11 protein-coding genes and 1 riboswitch are annotated in these 13,576 nt (G+C 62.3%); of the genes, 6 read left to right on the top strand and 5 right to left on the bottom strand.

Annotated features, from left to right (window positions below; translation table 11 throughout):
* Positions 1-44 precede the first annotated feature (44 nt).
* Positions 45-1,028: a hydrolase gene (locus AB5Y54_RS04170; protein ID WP_143237991.1), complete on the top strand. Its 984-nt coding sequence runs from the start codon at positions 45-47 to the stop codon at positions 1,026-1,028.
* On the opposite strand, the gene AB5Y54_RS04165 is transcribed toward AB5Y54_RS04170, so the two are convergent.
* Positions 1,010-2,161, bottom strand: coding sequence for a GGDEF domain-containing protein (locus tag AB5Y54_RS04165; RefSeq protein ID WP_201920548.1), 1,152 nt, complete (start codon positions 2,159-2,161; stop codon positions 1,010-1,012). The genes AB5Y54_RS04170 and AB5Y54_RS04165 overlap by 19 nt on opposite strands.
* An 89-nt stretch (positions 2,162-2,250) precedes the next feature.
* Here AB5Y54_RS04165 and AB5Y54_RS04160 point away from each other — a divergent pair, with 89 nt between their 5' ends.
* From AB5Y54_RS04160 to AB5Y54_RS04150, 3 genes are all read left to right on the top strand, one after another.
* A complete protein-coding gene (locus AB5Y54_RS04160) occupies positions 2,251-2,496 on the top strand; it encodes a YheU family protein (protein WP_010673242.1) in 246 nt (81 codons plus the stop codon).
* A 235-nt stretch (positions 2,497-2,731) separates the two neighbouring features.
* The gene (locus AB5Y54_RS04155; RefSeq protein ID WP_010673241.1) at positions 2,732-3,601 is read left to right on the top strand and encodes a phosphoribulokinase; all 870 of its coding nucleotides are present in this window, start codon (positions 2,732-2,734) and stop codon (positions 3,599-3,601) included.
* Between the two features lie 16 nt (positions 3,602-3,617).
* The gene (locus AB5Y54_RS04150) at positions 3,618-4,151 is read left to right on the top strand and encodes a lipoprotein (RefSeq protein WP_042881272.1); all 534 of its coding nucleotides are present in this window, start codon (positions 3,618-3,620) and stop codon (positions 4,149-4,151) included.
* A gap of 69 nt (positions 4,152-4,220) precedes the next feature.
* On the opposite strand, the gene AB5Y54_RS04145 is transcribed toward AB5Y54_RS04150, so the two are convergent.
* Positions 4,221-4,520 (bottom strand): hypothetical protein, encoded by a 300-nt coding sequence (locus AB5Y54_RS04145; RefSeq protein WP_010673239.1) that lies wholly within the window; start codon positions 4,518-4,520, stop codon positions 4,221-4,223.
* A 48-nt stretch (positions 4,521-4,568) separates the two neighbouring features.
* Positions 4,569-4,973: an OsmC family protein gene (locus AB5Y54_RS04140; RefSeq protein ID WP_010673238.1), complete on the bottom strand. Its 405-nt coding sequence runs from the start codon at positions 4,971-4,973 to the stop codon at positions 4,569-4,571.
* A gap of 374 nt (positions 4,974-5,347) precedes the next feature.
* On the opposite strand from AB5Y54_RS04140, the gene crp reads away from it, so the two are divergent.
* Together crp and AB5Y54_RS04130 are read left to right on the top strand one after the other, a co-directional pair.
* The gene (gene crp, locus AB5Y54_RS04135; RefSeq protein WP_010673237.1) at positions 5,348-5,986 is read left to right on the top strand and encodes a cAMP-activated global transcriptional regulator CRP; all 639 of its coding nucleotides are present in this window, start codon (positions 5,348-5,350) and stop codon (positions 5,984-5,986) included.
* Between the two features lie 127 nt (positions 5,987-6,113).
* Positions 6,114-6,914, top strand: a complete 801-nt coding sequence (locus tag AB5Y54_RS04130) for a putative RNA methyltransferase (RefSeq protein ID WP_069651817.1) — start codon at positions 6,114-6,116, stop codon at positions 6,912-6,914.
* Between the two features lie 140 nt (positions 6,915-7,054).
* Here the strand turns inward: AB5Y54_RS04130 and AB5Y54_RS04125 are convergent, their stop codons facing one another.
* Positions 7,055-9,652: a glycosyl hydrolase family 18 protein gene (locus tag AB5Y54_RS04125; protein ID WP_368153271.1), complete on the bottom strand. Its 2,598-nt coding sequence runs from the start codon at positions 9,650-9,652 to the stop codon at positions 7,055-7,057.
* 111 nt (positions 9,653-9,763) lie between these two features.
* Positions 9,764-9,850, bottom strand: a riboswitch (cyclic di-GMP riboswitch).
* Positions 9,851-10,051: 201 nt separating this feature from the next.
* Entirely contained in the window at positions 10,052-13,513 is a 3,462-nt protein-coding gene (locus tag AB5Y54_RS04120) for a PAS domain-containing hybrid sensor histidine kinase/response regulator (RefSeq protein ID WP_182957157.1), read from the bottom strand.
* Between the last annotated feature and the right edge of the window lie 63 nt (positions 13,514-13,576).

The following is a 13,576-nucleotide window of genomic DNA, read 5'->3' as shown; positions in this document are numbered from 1 at the left end:
GGGCTCGCCGCCCCCTTTTCCTCCCTGCTCTTCCGAGTCGCTGCATGTTGACAGAAAGCCACTTCCACGCCCCCTGGTGGGCCCGCAACCCCCATCTGCAAACCATTTTGCCCAAGTGGCTGCGCCGCTCGCCTGCCCGCTTCATCCAGGAGCGCTTCGAACTCCCGGACGGCGATTTCGTCGATCTGGCCTGGAGCGGCGAATCCGGCCAGGATGAACAACCCCTGGTGGTGGTGTTCCACGGACTGGAGGGGAGCATTCACTCCCACTATGCCAAGGGACTCTTTGCCCACCTGCAGCGGCAAGGGAACGAGGCGGTGCTGATGCACTTTCGGGGGTGCAGTGGCGAGCCTAACCGGCTGCTGCAGGCCTATCACTCGGGCGCCATCGAGGACGCCCAGGCGGTGATTGCCGAACTGGAGCGGCGTTTTCCAGGCCGGCCTCTGGTCGCCATCGGCTATTCCCTGGGGGGCAACATGCTGGTCAATCTGCTGGCGCGGGCCTGCCCGGCACCATTGAAAGCGGCGGTGGTAGTGTCGGCCCCGCTGCAACTGGCAAGCTGTGCCGATCGGGTCAATCAGGGCTTCTCACGGGTCTATCAGAACTACCTGCTGCGCACCATGCGAACCAACCTGCAAAGCAAGATCCGGCGCCAGAGCGCAGCACGGGCGCGCTGGCAGCCGGCCCAGATCACCCGCATCGCCACACTGAGGGAGTTCGACGAGCTGGTGACGGCACCGCTCCATGGTTTCGAAAGCGCCGATCACTACTACCAGACCTGCTCCGGCCTGGGCCTGCTGGCCCGCATTCCCATCCCGACCCTCATCATTCACGCCGCCGACGATCCCTTCATGACCGATGCCGTCATTCCGGCGGCAGAGCAGCTCTCCCCTCTGGTGCGCTACGAGCTGAGCAGACAGGGCGGCCACGTGGGCTTCCTGCACGGCTCTCCCTGGCGCCCCCGCTTCTGGCTGGATGAGCGCATCAGCCAGTGGTTGCGGGAGCAGACTCAGGGCGCGAACCGATAACCGTTGCGCCCCTCTTCCTTGGCCTGATAGAGGGCGCCATCGACCCGCTCGAGCAGCATGACGAGGCTCTCCCCGGTTCGCCACTGGGCTATCCCCTGGCTCAGGGTGAGGTAGGGGGCTACGTCGGAATCCTCATGGGGCAGAGCCCTGGCCGCCAGAGTGGCGCGAATGCGCTCCGCCACCTCCTGGCCACCGGCCAGCGTCGTCTCCTGCAGCAACACCACGAACTCCTCTCCCCCATAGCGCGCCACCAGATCGCCGGGCTCCCGCACACTCTCCTCCAGGCACTCAGCCACTAGGATCAGGCACTCATCCCCCGCCTGATGCCCATAGCGATCGTTGTAGCGCTTGAAGAAATCCACATCGAGCAGGATCACGGTGAGCGGTACATCCTGGGTGGTGCCTTGCGCAATGGCACGCTTGCACGCCTGATCGAAGTGGCGACGGTTGGCTATGCCGGTCAGGGGATCCCGGTTAGCCATGGCATTCATCTTGTTTGCCAGCATCAGGTTGTCGTGTTCCCTTGACACCGCAAGCTCGAACCAGCCGTTGAGCATGCGCCGCCCCGTCTCCAGCACCACCAGCAAAACCCCGACCACTATGGTGTTGACCAGAACAAAGGGCTCAGGACTCCAGGAGGCTCTCACCAACAAGAACAGCAGGGGGACAGAAACCAGTGCGTAAAACAGCCGCACATCGCAATACGCGGCGACGAGACCGGTCAGCAGCAACAGACTGACCATGTTGAAAATGAAACTGAAGCCCCCCTTCAAGTCGACGATCGAGATGGTGTAACCCACCATGGCCCAGGCCAGCCCCCAGGCCAGGGCACAGACGCACAGGGACACCAGCCAGATGGCATGGGATTGACGGGAGAGCCAGCCCCACCCGAGCGGCAGCAGCAGGCCAACACCTATCATGGCAAAGAGCTGCCATTTGTAGGACCAGGGCAGGTTGCCGACCAGTACCAGGTGTGCATCCCGATAGATGTAGAAGCGGGTCAGCAGAAATACGAGGGCGATGAGATTGATGACCCAGTACCAGCGCAAACCGGCGCTCAGGGCGCGGCGGCGGGCATCGAACAGGTGCTGTTCGAATTGACTGGAGGGTCGGCGTGCGTCAATGGATTGCATGGCACCCCTCGTCCAAAACGAGACAAATCCCTTGCGCTTGCCGACCAGACACCGACAATATCCGCAACCCACTGAGTGAAGATGAAATCATGATTATCCCCTGGCAAGAACTGGAGCCGGACACCCTCACCAACCTGCTCGAACACTTTGTGCTGCAAGAAGGCACCGAATACGGTGAACAGGATGTCAGCCTGACCGACAAGGTCGAAGCAGTCAGGCAACAATTGCTACAAGGTAGCGCCGTGCTTGTCTACAGCGAGCTGCACGAAAGTGTCAATGTCGTCCCAAAGACTCATTTAAGCAAGTCACCCACTGACGACTTCCCCCAAGCGTAACGCGGTCACGGCTTATCGGGCGGCTCACCCCGCCCTCCCCCTATCCAACTCGCACCATCAGGCCGCATGGCCAGTTCGCCATCCAGCAGCACCTATTCCAACGTACCCAGAGCACAGGGCAGCCCTTGTTCACCGCTATTGCCGGGAAGCGTGGTGGCTGCAGGAGGATGACGGCGCACTTGACCGCACTTTGGGCCACCCCTTATAACGGAACTCCCAAGGAAGAGAGAATTCTATGTCGGCCAAGCATCCCATCATCGCGGTCACCGGTTCGTCCGGTGCCGGTACTTCCACCTCCACCAACGCCTTTCGCTCCATGTTCCACCAGCTTGGATACAAGGCGGCCGTGGTCGAGGGGGACAGTTTTCACCGCTACACCAGGCCCGAGATGGACGTGGCGATCCGCAAGGCCCGGGAGCAGGGGCGGCATATCAGCTACTTCGGCCCGGAGGCCAACGATTTCGGTCTGCTGGAGTCCTTTTTCCAGGAGTATGGCCAGAGCGGCACAGGCCAGTACCGGCGCTATCTGCACAGCTTCGACGAGGCAGTGCCTTTCAACCAGATGCCTGGCACCTTCACCCCCTGGCAGGATCTGCCCGGCGAGACGGATCTGCTGTTCTACGAAGGACTGCATGGCGGCGTGGTCACGGGGGAGCACAACGTGGCGCGGCACGTGGACTTTCTCATCGGCGTGGTGCCCATCGTCAACCTGGAGTGGATCCAGAAGCTCATTCGCGACACCTCGGAACGCGGCCACTCCCGCGAGGCGGTGACCGACTCCATCGTGCGTTCCATGGACGACTACATCAACTTCATCACGCCGCAGTTCTCCCGCACCCACATCAACTTCCAGCGGGTGCCGACCGTCGATACTTCCAACCCCTTCAGCGCCAAGGTGATACCCAGCCTGGACGAGAGTATGCTGGTGATCAGGTTTCGGGGCATCAAGCAGGTGGACTTCCCCTACCTGCTGTCGATGATAGACGGCGCCTTCATGTCCAGGATGAACACCATCGTCGTGCCGGGTGGCAAGATGGGCTTCGCAATGGAACTGATCCTGCGCCCCCTGATCCAGCAACTGATCGAAACGGGCAAGATCACCTGAGCCAAGGAGCTTAACGATGCGCGCTGCACTTCTCTCATTCACGCTGGCAACCCTGCTGGGCGGTTGCAGCTCCGGCCCCGCCGCACCCACGGTCGAAACGGGCACCATGGTGGTTCGCCCGGCGGAGCATTGGACCTACGGGGCGACACCACGCTATGCGCTGGCCGAACAATTCCAGTATGCGGGCAACAGCGCCGCGCCCTGGCTCGAACCGGTACAGCAGGCCGTCATCCGGCAACTGGACGGCAAAGGCTGGCGCAGCGTTCCCCTGGATGAGGCCGACGTCTGGGTCGCCATCGGGGTAGCTGGCAGCCAGGACATGAGCGATGGCGAGATCTTCTCCCGCCTCGGCATGACACCGGGCCTGAACGCCGCCGCCAATGCCCGCAAGGGGACCCTGGCCGTCGTGCTGCTCGACGGGCATAGCCAGAAAGCGGTGTGGAGCAGCGCCATCCAGCTCGCCAGCGACGTACCCGTCGCAGAGGAAGCCCGTGGCCAGCTTAGCCAGCAACTGGCCGCCCAGTTGCTGGGCTCGCTACCGTCAGAGTGATGTCTCTTTCAACAAAAACGGCCTGCTTCATGCAGGCCGTTTTCCATACACGCCGTGACGGCATCAGGGTCACTTCAACTCGCAGGTCAGCTGCGTCACACCGCTCTTGACCAGGGTGGCCTGCTTGTCCTGACGGGAGAAGGTAGTCACCCCGTCGGAATAGCTGGCAGTCTCTTTGGGCGACTCGATGCGCCCCAGCTTGTGATAGACACCGGCATAAGGGAACTGCACCATGTCGGCCTGGGCATCATAGGTGATGGCCAGCAACTCTTCCCCGCACTGATACTGGCTGTATTGATACTGGGTCGGCTGCGGCATGCTGCAGGCGGCCAGACCGAACAGGGGAAGCAACATCATCATTTTTTTCATCGCACTTTCCTTATGTCATGGCGTTATCGACGGGATAAACTATAGCGGTCAACCCTCAAGAATTTGATAACTATGGGTAATTTCTACCGCTTTTTCCAACATCAGGGAAACTGAACAATATTTTTCCATGGACAGATCCACCGCACGGGCGACCTGCTTCTCCGCCAGACCCTTGCCGGTCACCACGAACTTGAGGTGGATCTGCTCAAATACCCGGGGAACGGTATCGGCGCGGGTCCCTTCCAGTTCGACATGGCAAGCGGTCACGGACTGACGGGCCTTCTCCAGGATGGAGACCACATCGATGGAGCTGCAACCGCCGACAGCCAGCAGGATCATCTCCATCGGGCTGGCACCTTCACCCGGGTTGGCGCCATCCAGGGTCACCTGATGACCGGACTCGCTCTCTCCCACAAACTTCATGCCTTCCACCCAGCTGACCTTGGCTTTCATCTCTCACTTTCCTCTCAATGACGACGGTTCTAACGCCCATAGCATACCTCAAGCCGGGGTCGAGTGGCACATGCGCCAGGATCTTGCCCGTTCCCGGCGATAAAGCCCCGTTTGTGGCGACAGCAGTCTCTCCTGCGAAACGGACAACGACCCAAAGGGAAATAGATCGAAATCAACATCCGACCTCCTCTTCTTGCCTAGAATGCCCCGGACGACGCAGCAGATGGCGGCTCACCGGTGGACGGCAAAACCCCAAAGCCTTGTCAGCACAGGCAAAGGCTCTTATTCTACTGCGACCAAAGAGTAAGGAATGGCAAGCTTGGCAACTTGCCTGGACGCACAGTCCATAAAAATGACACTACAGAGGAAGTCTCATGATCATTGGCAAACCGCAAAGCGATCCCACCCTTGAGTGGTTCTTGTCGCATTGCCACATTCATAAGTATCCCGCCAAGAGCACCCTGATCCACGCCGGTGAAAAAGCGGAAACCCTCTACTACATCGTCAAGGGCACCGTCGCCGTCCTGATCAAGGATGACGAAGGCAAGGAGATGATCCTCTCCTACCTGAATCAGGGGGATTTCTTGGGCGAGATGGGGATGTTCGAAGAGAACGAGAATCCGGAGCGTTCCGCCTGGGTGCGCGCCAAAGGTGCCTGTGAAGTCGCCGAGATCTCCTACAAGAAGTTCCGTCAGCTGATCCAGGTCAACCCGGACATCCTGATGCGTCTATCCGGTCAAATGGCCAAGCGCCTGCAACACACCAGCCAGAAGGTCGGCAACCTCGCCTTCCTGGACGTGACCGGCCGCATTGCCCAGACCCTGCTCAACCTGGCCAAACAGCCGGATGCCATGACCCACCCGGATGGCATGCAGATCAAGATCACCCGCCAGGAGATCGGCCAGATCGTCGGCTGCTCCCGTGAAACCGTCGGCCGCATCCTCAAGATGCTGGAAGAGCAGGAGCTCATCTCCGCCCACGGCAAGACCATAGTGGTGTTTGGTACCCGCTGACCGGGTTCCGCCGACGGCGCCCGCACAGCGCCGTTGGATAAAAAGGCTGCCCATGGCAGCCTTTTCCGATCCTCTCCCCTATAATCCCGAACGCCCCGCCGTCATGGCCTTCGCCAAGAGAACTCCTATGCACCTTCAATGCCCCCTTTGCCGCAGCCCCCTGCACCTTCATGCCGCCTCCCGCGGGGTCTATTGCGACAACAAGCACCACTTCGATCCCGCACCGGAAGGCTATCTGGACCTCATCCCCGGCAAGAAGAACCCCAAGGACAGCGACAGCCGGGCCCTGCTGCGCGCCAAGCGCCGCTTCCTGGAACAAGGCCACCAACTGCCTCTGGTGGACGCCATGGCGAACCTGCTCGCTCCTCTTGGCGAGCGCGAGCTTGTCCACCTCGGCTGTGGCGAGGGGTACTACTGCCGTGCCCTGGCTGAGCGGCTGCCCGGCTGGCAGGTCGGCGGTTTCGATCTGGCCAAGAATGCCATCTTTGCCGCCAACAAGGCGCAACCGGAAGGCCAGTTCGTCATCGCCGACCCGGCGCGCGCCCCTCTGCTGCCTGGCACGGCCCAGGTGCTGCTGGTCAACGACCTCAAGGTCAAGACGGAACTCCTGGTCAGCTGGCTGGCGCCGGGCGGCTATCTGCTGCACGTGCAACCCGGCCCTCGCCATCAGTGGCAATTGCGCGTCAGCCTCAATCCGGTGAGCATGGAACATCCTCTGAGCTGGCCTGCCTTCACCGGGCTCGTCAGTGTTGCCCAGCAACGCGCCCAGTTCAGTACGGCACTGGATCAGGGCCTGCGCGAGCACATTCTGGAGACCAGTCGCCTCGGCTGGCGTGCTAGCGGCGAGCAGCGCCACGCCTTCACCCACCAGGGGCCCGACGCCCTCGAGCAGGATCTGCTGCTCAGCCTGTGGCAAAAACCGCTGTGAACCGGTGACATACCATGAAAAAAGGCCCTGACGGACCTTTTTGACAAACCGAGTGCGCCTTTCCCCTGACAGGGAAGAGACACCCGACCACGCAGCAAGACAAAAATGGGGCCCTCGGCCCCATTTTTCATCACGGCAGATCAGTTGCAGCTCGCCGCGCCCTGATCGACCCAGACAGCGGCCTTGCCGGGCTCATCGCCCTTGGTCCAGTACTGAGCCTTCCACTTGCGGCCGTTGTGGCTGGTGACATCACCGCCGTTGTAGACCACTCCGGCATCCCAACCCAGTTGCACCTGGCTCACCAGTTTCCACTGATCGGCGGTGCGGCTCGGCTCGTTGCCCTGGGTCCAATACTTGGCCTGCCACACCAGTTGCTTGTGGCTCACCTTGTCATTGGTGTTGTAGACGGTACCAGCACTCCAGGCAGGATGGTTGGCCGCATCCGGATCGCTGGCCTCGCAGCCACCACCTGTACTGGCCGGCTTGACGGTCAGGCGGGTAACGCCTGTGGCATCCAGCGCCCCGTCGGTGACCACCAGGGTCAGATCGTAGGCCGTATCACTGGTCACGTTCGAGCCCGTGACCACCAGGGTCGCGCTGTCCAGTCCGGTGGCGCTGAGCCCGGCCGGCACTGTCCACTGATAGCTCAGGGCATCACCATTGGGGTCGGAAGCGGTGGCCTTGATGCTCACCTGCTTGCCGGCCTCGACGGTCGCACTGGACGGTACGCTGACCACGGGGGGCAGGTTCGGCTGCGGCGCCTTGTTGGTGACCACCACCTGATCCTTGGCCGAGAGCCCCTGATCGTCGGTCACGGTCAGCTCGAACACCAGATTGATGTCGCTGCTGACGGCATCCAGTACCACACGGGCCTTGGCCTGGGTGGCATCCAGCAGGCTGGCCTGGGGTCCGGAGACCTGTTTCCAGCTGTAGGTCAGCGCCCCGTTTTCCGGATCATGGAAGGCGCTGCCGTTGAGGGTCACCTCGGCCGGACCGGTGGCACTCAGATCGCTGCCGGCATTGGCAACCGGCGGCTTGTTGACCGGCGGTAGCGTACCCTCGCCGTGGCCCAGCCCCTCGTGCATGGCGTTGAGGATGTCGCCGTTGTCCGCATCAATTTCCCAGGCGAACAGACCGCCGAGCTGGTTCGCCAGCACGTACTGCCCCTTGGCCTTGACCGAGCGGTCGTTGTCGAAGGTAATGAGGTCGCCACTGCTGGCCTTGAAGACATAGGGGGCCTCGGCCGACTCGTCATAGCCCTGCTCCCAGCCTGCGCCCATGCGGTTGTTGACGATGTCACGGTAATCCACCACGCCATTTTCCCAGGTACCGCTCACCGGTCCGGTGGCGGTGCCGGTGAAGGGGTTGCCGGCCTGATAGTTCTTCACTCCGGTCCAGCCACGACCATACATGGCCGCCCCCACCACAATCTTGCCCGGTGTCACCCCCTGACCCAGCAGCGCCTTGACGCCCTTGTCGGTGGTGTACTTGGTGGCCGGATCCCAGCTGGAGGCAAAGAGGTTGGTCTGGTGGGCCAGATTCGTCAGGTCGAAGGCGCCGCTGAAGTCGTAGCTCATCAGGAAGATGTGGTCCATGTACTGCTGGGCCGCCTGATAATCCACCTTGGCAATCTTGTCACCGCCGGCGCTGATGGCCGAGGTCAGCTCATACTGGCGGCCGGTCTCGGCTTCCAGTTCATCGAGCATGGCTCGCAACTCCTTCATCAGCACCACATAGGTGGCGCCGTCATTCGGGCCGCCCAGGCTGGGGTTGGCCCCCTGTCCGCCCGGGAACTCCCAGTCGATGTCCACGCCGTCGAAGAATTTCCAGGTCTGCAGGAACTCTTTGACCGAGGCGACGAAGGTATCGCGCTTGGTCTTGTCACCCAGGAAATAGAAGGGATCGGAGAGGGTCCATCCGCCGACAGACGGCAGGATCTTGAGGTCCGGGTGGGCCTGTTTGAGCGCCATCAGGTTGCCGAAGTTGCCCTTGTAGGGCTCATCCCAGGCGCTGAGGTTGCCCTGGGACATCTGGATCGCCGCCCAGGGATCATGGATGGAGACCTTGAAGTCTTCGCGGCCCGCACAGGAGCGCTGCAACGCCTCGAAGCTGCCGGAGATCTCTTTGAGGCTGTCGTTGATGCCGTTGCCACCGCAGATGGGGGTGAAGCCGTAGAGGATATGGGTCAGGTTCTGGGCCGGGATCTTGTCCACGGTGAACTTGCGACCATAGACCCCCCACTCCACGTAGTAGGCCCCCACCACCTTGCCGGACTTGTTGGCGTAGGGCTTGTTGTTCTCCTTGAGGGGCGCATTGAGCGGCGCCAGGTGGCTGCCGTCGGTATCGGCGACCATCAGCTCCTTCTTGTCGGAGAGGGTGCAGCCATCGGCGTTGCACAGGGCCACCTGCATCTGGTAACGCCCCCCTTTGGTGACCTTGAAGTTTGCGGTACCCGCGGCGGAGGCCGGGCCTGACCACACCTCCTTGCCGTCGAGCAGTACCTTGGCGGTCTGTCCGACGTCACCGGACCAGAGGTTCCATGTCACGCTGACGGGAGCGCCATCCTTGTGGACGGTCACCAGCTGGTTGTAGGCCGAAGCGGCCTGATTGACTTCAACGATGGCAAACTTGGTGGGGTCGGAGCCAATGGTGGGTTTGCCCGGGGCAGCGGCGAAGGCGGAGGTAGTGCAAAGCCCCCCGACCAGAAGCGCCAGCAGGGAAAGTTTTGGACTTAACATATTTGAACTTCCTTATTTCGTTATTGGAATTAACAACGAAAAAGGCAACGCAACCTGCCAGGTAACGCAGACAACATCGCAACCATGGCTTGGCCCATGGACGATACAACCTGTGGTGGCCCCGCTATCCTAGGTACGCAGACCCTTAGACCGGAAGCTTTGCGTCCCGGACTTTCATCCGGTTTGCCTTTTTGCACAACTTGATTTGCGACAAAAATAATCGCCGAATGACTATAGAGGAGAGTCGCTCGGGTGCCACCTGCCAAAAGTGACACCCAGCAAGACTCAATTATCACCAAACTCGGCAAATGGCGACGAAAGAGGCACCATCATCGCCGATCATGACACCTGGATGGCATCCAGAAAATGTTCAGCCAATGCTCGATTCTGTGAGACCAGTCACTGAACCGGCATCAGCAGGCTGTTCATCAGGGCGCGCAGCTTGAGAGGTTTGACCGGTTTGCTCACGTAGCCAAAGCCGTGCTCACGGATCTGTGCCTGCAACTCGCTCTTGCGATCCGCACTGATGATGATGCCGCCGATACCGTTGCCATGGGCCAGCCTGATCATGTGCAACGCCTGCAACCCGGTTTTGCCGTCATCCAGGTGATAGTCCGACAGCACCAGCGCAGGCAGGAAGCCGCCGCCGATGATCTCTTCCGCCTGCTCCAGGCTCTGGGCACAGCGCACCTCGCAGCCCCAGCGTCCCAGCAGCGAGGCCATGGCGATGAGGATATCCTCCTCGTTGTCGATGCAGAGGATCCTGACCCCTTCCAGCTGGCTGTCTCGCAGGGCCGGGGTCGTCACCTGGCTGGGGATGACGGGCCGGGTCGCGAGGTTCAGGGTGATGGCAAAGACGGACCCCGCTCCGGGCCAGCTGCGCAGGGAGAGCTGATGACCCAGCACCAGCGAAATGCCGCGGGCGATGGCGAGCCCGAGGCCAAGCCCCTGCTCCCTGGCGGTGCGGGAGTGATCGAGGCGGGAAAACTCGTCGAAGATCGCCTCCTGCTTGCCCTCCGGGATGCCGGGGCCGTTGTCCCACACCTCGATGCGCACCTTCTCCCCCATGCGGCGACAGCCGAGCAGCACCCGACCGCCGGGGTTGTAGCGAAATGCGTTGGTGAGGAAGTTCTGCAACACCCGCCGCAGCAAGCGCACATCGCTGTAGACCGCAAGGCGGCTCTCCACCACGGAGAACTGGATCCCACCGGCCTGGGCCAGCACGCCGAATTCCGCCTTGAGATTGTCCAGCACATCGCTCAGGGCGAAATCGAGCTTCTTCGCCTTGAACTTGCCCGCCTCGAGGCGCGAGATGTCCAGCAGATCCGTGATGAGATCCTCGGTCGCCCCCAGGGCGTCGTCGATGTGGCGAGCGATGCGGGCCGGTTCGTCCTCCGGGGGCAGCATCTCCAGCAAGGAGGAGGTAAAGAGCTTGGCCGCGTTCAGCGGCTGGGTCAGGTCGTGGCTCACCGCCGCAAGGAACCGGCTCTTGGACTGGTTGGCCCGCTCCACCTGCTGGTTTACCAGCAGCAGTTGGCGGTTGAGTTCGGAGAGCTCGTGGGTGCGCTCGGCCACCCGCGCCTCCAGGTGCTCGTTCGCTTCTCGCAGCACCCGCTCCGCCGCCCTGAACGGGGTGATATCGGTGAAGGTCATGACAAAGCCCCCCGCAGGCATGGGGTTGCCCTGCATCTCGATGACCCGGCCATCGGGACGCTCCCGCGCCGAGACATGGGGGCTGCCACGCTTCATGAAGGCAACCCGCCGCGCCACCTGGGCCTCGATGTCTCCCTGACCGCACAACCCCTGTCCGGCGTTGTAGCGGATGATCTCCTCGATGGAACGGCCCACCTGAATGAGACCGGGGGGATAGGAGAACAGCTCGATGTAGCGTCGGTTCCAGGCCACCAGCCTGAGCTCCCTGTCCACCACGGAGATCCCCTGCCCCATGTGTTCGATTGCCCCCTGCAACAGGCCGCGGTTGAAGCGGAACATGTCGGAGGCCTCGTCCACTATGGTGGCGATCTCCTCGAGCTGCATGTTGCGTCCCTGCAGGGCAGAGGCTAGCACCAGGCGGGCGGACGAGGTACCGAATACCCCGGCCAGCAGTCGCTCCGTGTGGGCGATGAGCTCGGCGGAGGCCTGCATCTGGGGCGCCAGGGTGCCTCCCCGCTCGCCGGCGAAGCGGCCGAAGGCCCGCTTGACGCGGCTGGAACCGACGAAGCGGGCCGCCAGCATCTCCAGCTCCTTCACCGAGACCCGCGCATGATAAAGCGCCGAGGTATCCCGGCTCGTCTTGCCGACGAAGTTGGCTGCCTGCAGCCGCTCGCTCACCGCCGCCCGTGACAGCAGGGAGCCCGCCACATAGCCGGCGAGGTTGAGCAGAAGACTCAGGAAGAGGCACCAGGCCCCCAGGCTCAGATCCCGCACCGCCGGCCAGTCTGGGGGCGCCAGCAGGGCTTCGAGAGGGGAGCCAGCCAGCAGTCCGCTCTCCGCCAGCAGGGTCACGAACCAGAGGCTGACCCCGAGGGCGAGCCCGAGATAGACGCCCTTGCGATTGCCATGACGCCAGTACAGGCCGAGCAGCAGGGCTGGCGCGAACTGCGCCACGGCCCCGAACGAAAGATAACCGATGCGTGACAGACTGGTGAGATCCCCGAGCCAGAGATAGAGCGCCCAGGCCGCCAGCAAAATCAGCAAGATGGCGCCCCGACGCACCTGCAGCAGCAACCGCATCAGGCGTTCGTCCCGCCCCTGTTGCCAGACCCGGCGCAGCAGGACCGGCAACACCAGATCGTTGCTCACCATGATGGCCAGGGCGATGGTGCAGACGATCACCATGCCGGTGGCCGCCGAGGTGCCGCCGAGAAATGCCAGCATCGCCATGCCGTCGAATCCGAGGGACATGGGGAGGCTTATCACATAGGTGTCCGAGGCCATGTCTGCCCCGACCCACTGCTTGCCTGCCAGCGCCAGCGGCCAGATGAAGAGCCCCATCAGGAAGAGATAGAGGGGGAAGATCCAGCGGGCCCAGTGCAGATCCTGTCCCTGGTTGTTCTCCACCACGGTCACGTGAAACTGGCGCGGCAGGCAGATGACGGCGCACATGGCGATCAGGGTGTAGATGGCGAGCTCCAGCAGGCCGCCCGGCGTCACCGCCACCACCGCATCGAGGAAGTCGCCCGCCACCAGGGTACGCGCCTCGCTCGGTCTGGCGATGATGAGCCAGAGCGCAAAGCCCCCCACCGCCATGAAGGCGAGCAGCTTGACCACGGACTCGAAGGCGATGGCCACCACCATGCCCCTGTGGTGCTCGGTGGCATCCAGGTTGCGGGTGCCGAACAGAATGCTGAACAGGGCCAGCAGCAGGGTGACACCCAGCGCCAGCTCCGCCATGTTGCTGGTGGGGCTGACCCCCGTGCTGTTGGCCATCAGCAGATCGAGCCCGGTGACGATCGCCTTGAGCTGCAGCACCAGGTAGGGAAGTATCCCCATGACGGCGATGAGGCTGATCACCATGGCCAGGCGCTGGGACTTGCCATAACGAGCGGCAATGAAATCGGCGATGGAGGTGATGTGCTCGCGCTTGGCCACCAGGATGAGGCGGGCCAGCAGGCGCCAGCCAAACAGGAACACCAGCATGGGGCCCAGGTAGATGGGCACTGGCGACCAGGGGGATTCGCTAGCCTGGCCCACGGTGCCGAAGAAGGTCCATGAGGTGCAATAGACCGCCAGCGACAGGCTGTAGAGCAGAGGCTGCCCCTTGGGGCGACGGCGCTTGTTCTTGTCCGCCACATAGGCGATGAGGAACAGCAAGCCCAGATAGGCGAGCGACAACCCGATCAGCAGCCATCCTTGGTGCATCTCTCTACTTCCCTTTTCCAGATAAGTCGGAGGTCTGCCGCGCCAGAGACCGGCAGACCTGTG

It is taken from the genome of Aeromonas sp. s9, from assembly GCF_040907765.1.
Classification (GTDB): domain Bacteria; phylum Pseudomonadota; class Gammaproteobacteria; order Enterobacterales; family Aeromonadaceae; genus Aeromonas; species Aeromonas caviae.
Note: the sequence above shows the minus strand (reverse complement) of the source record. Positions and strands in the feature narration are given on the sequence as shown.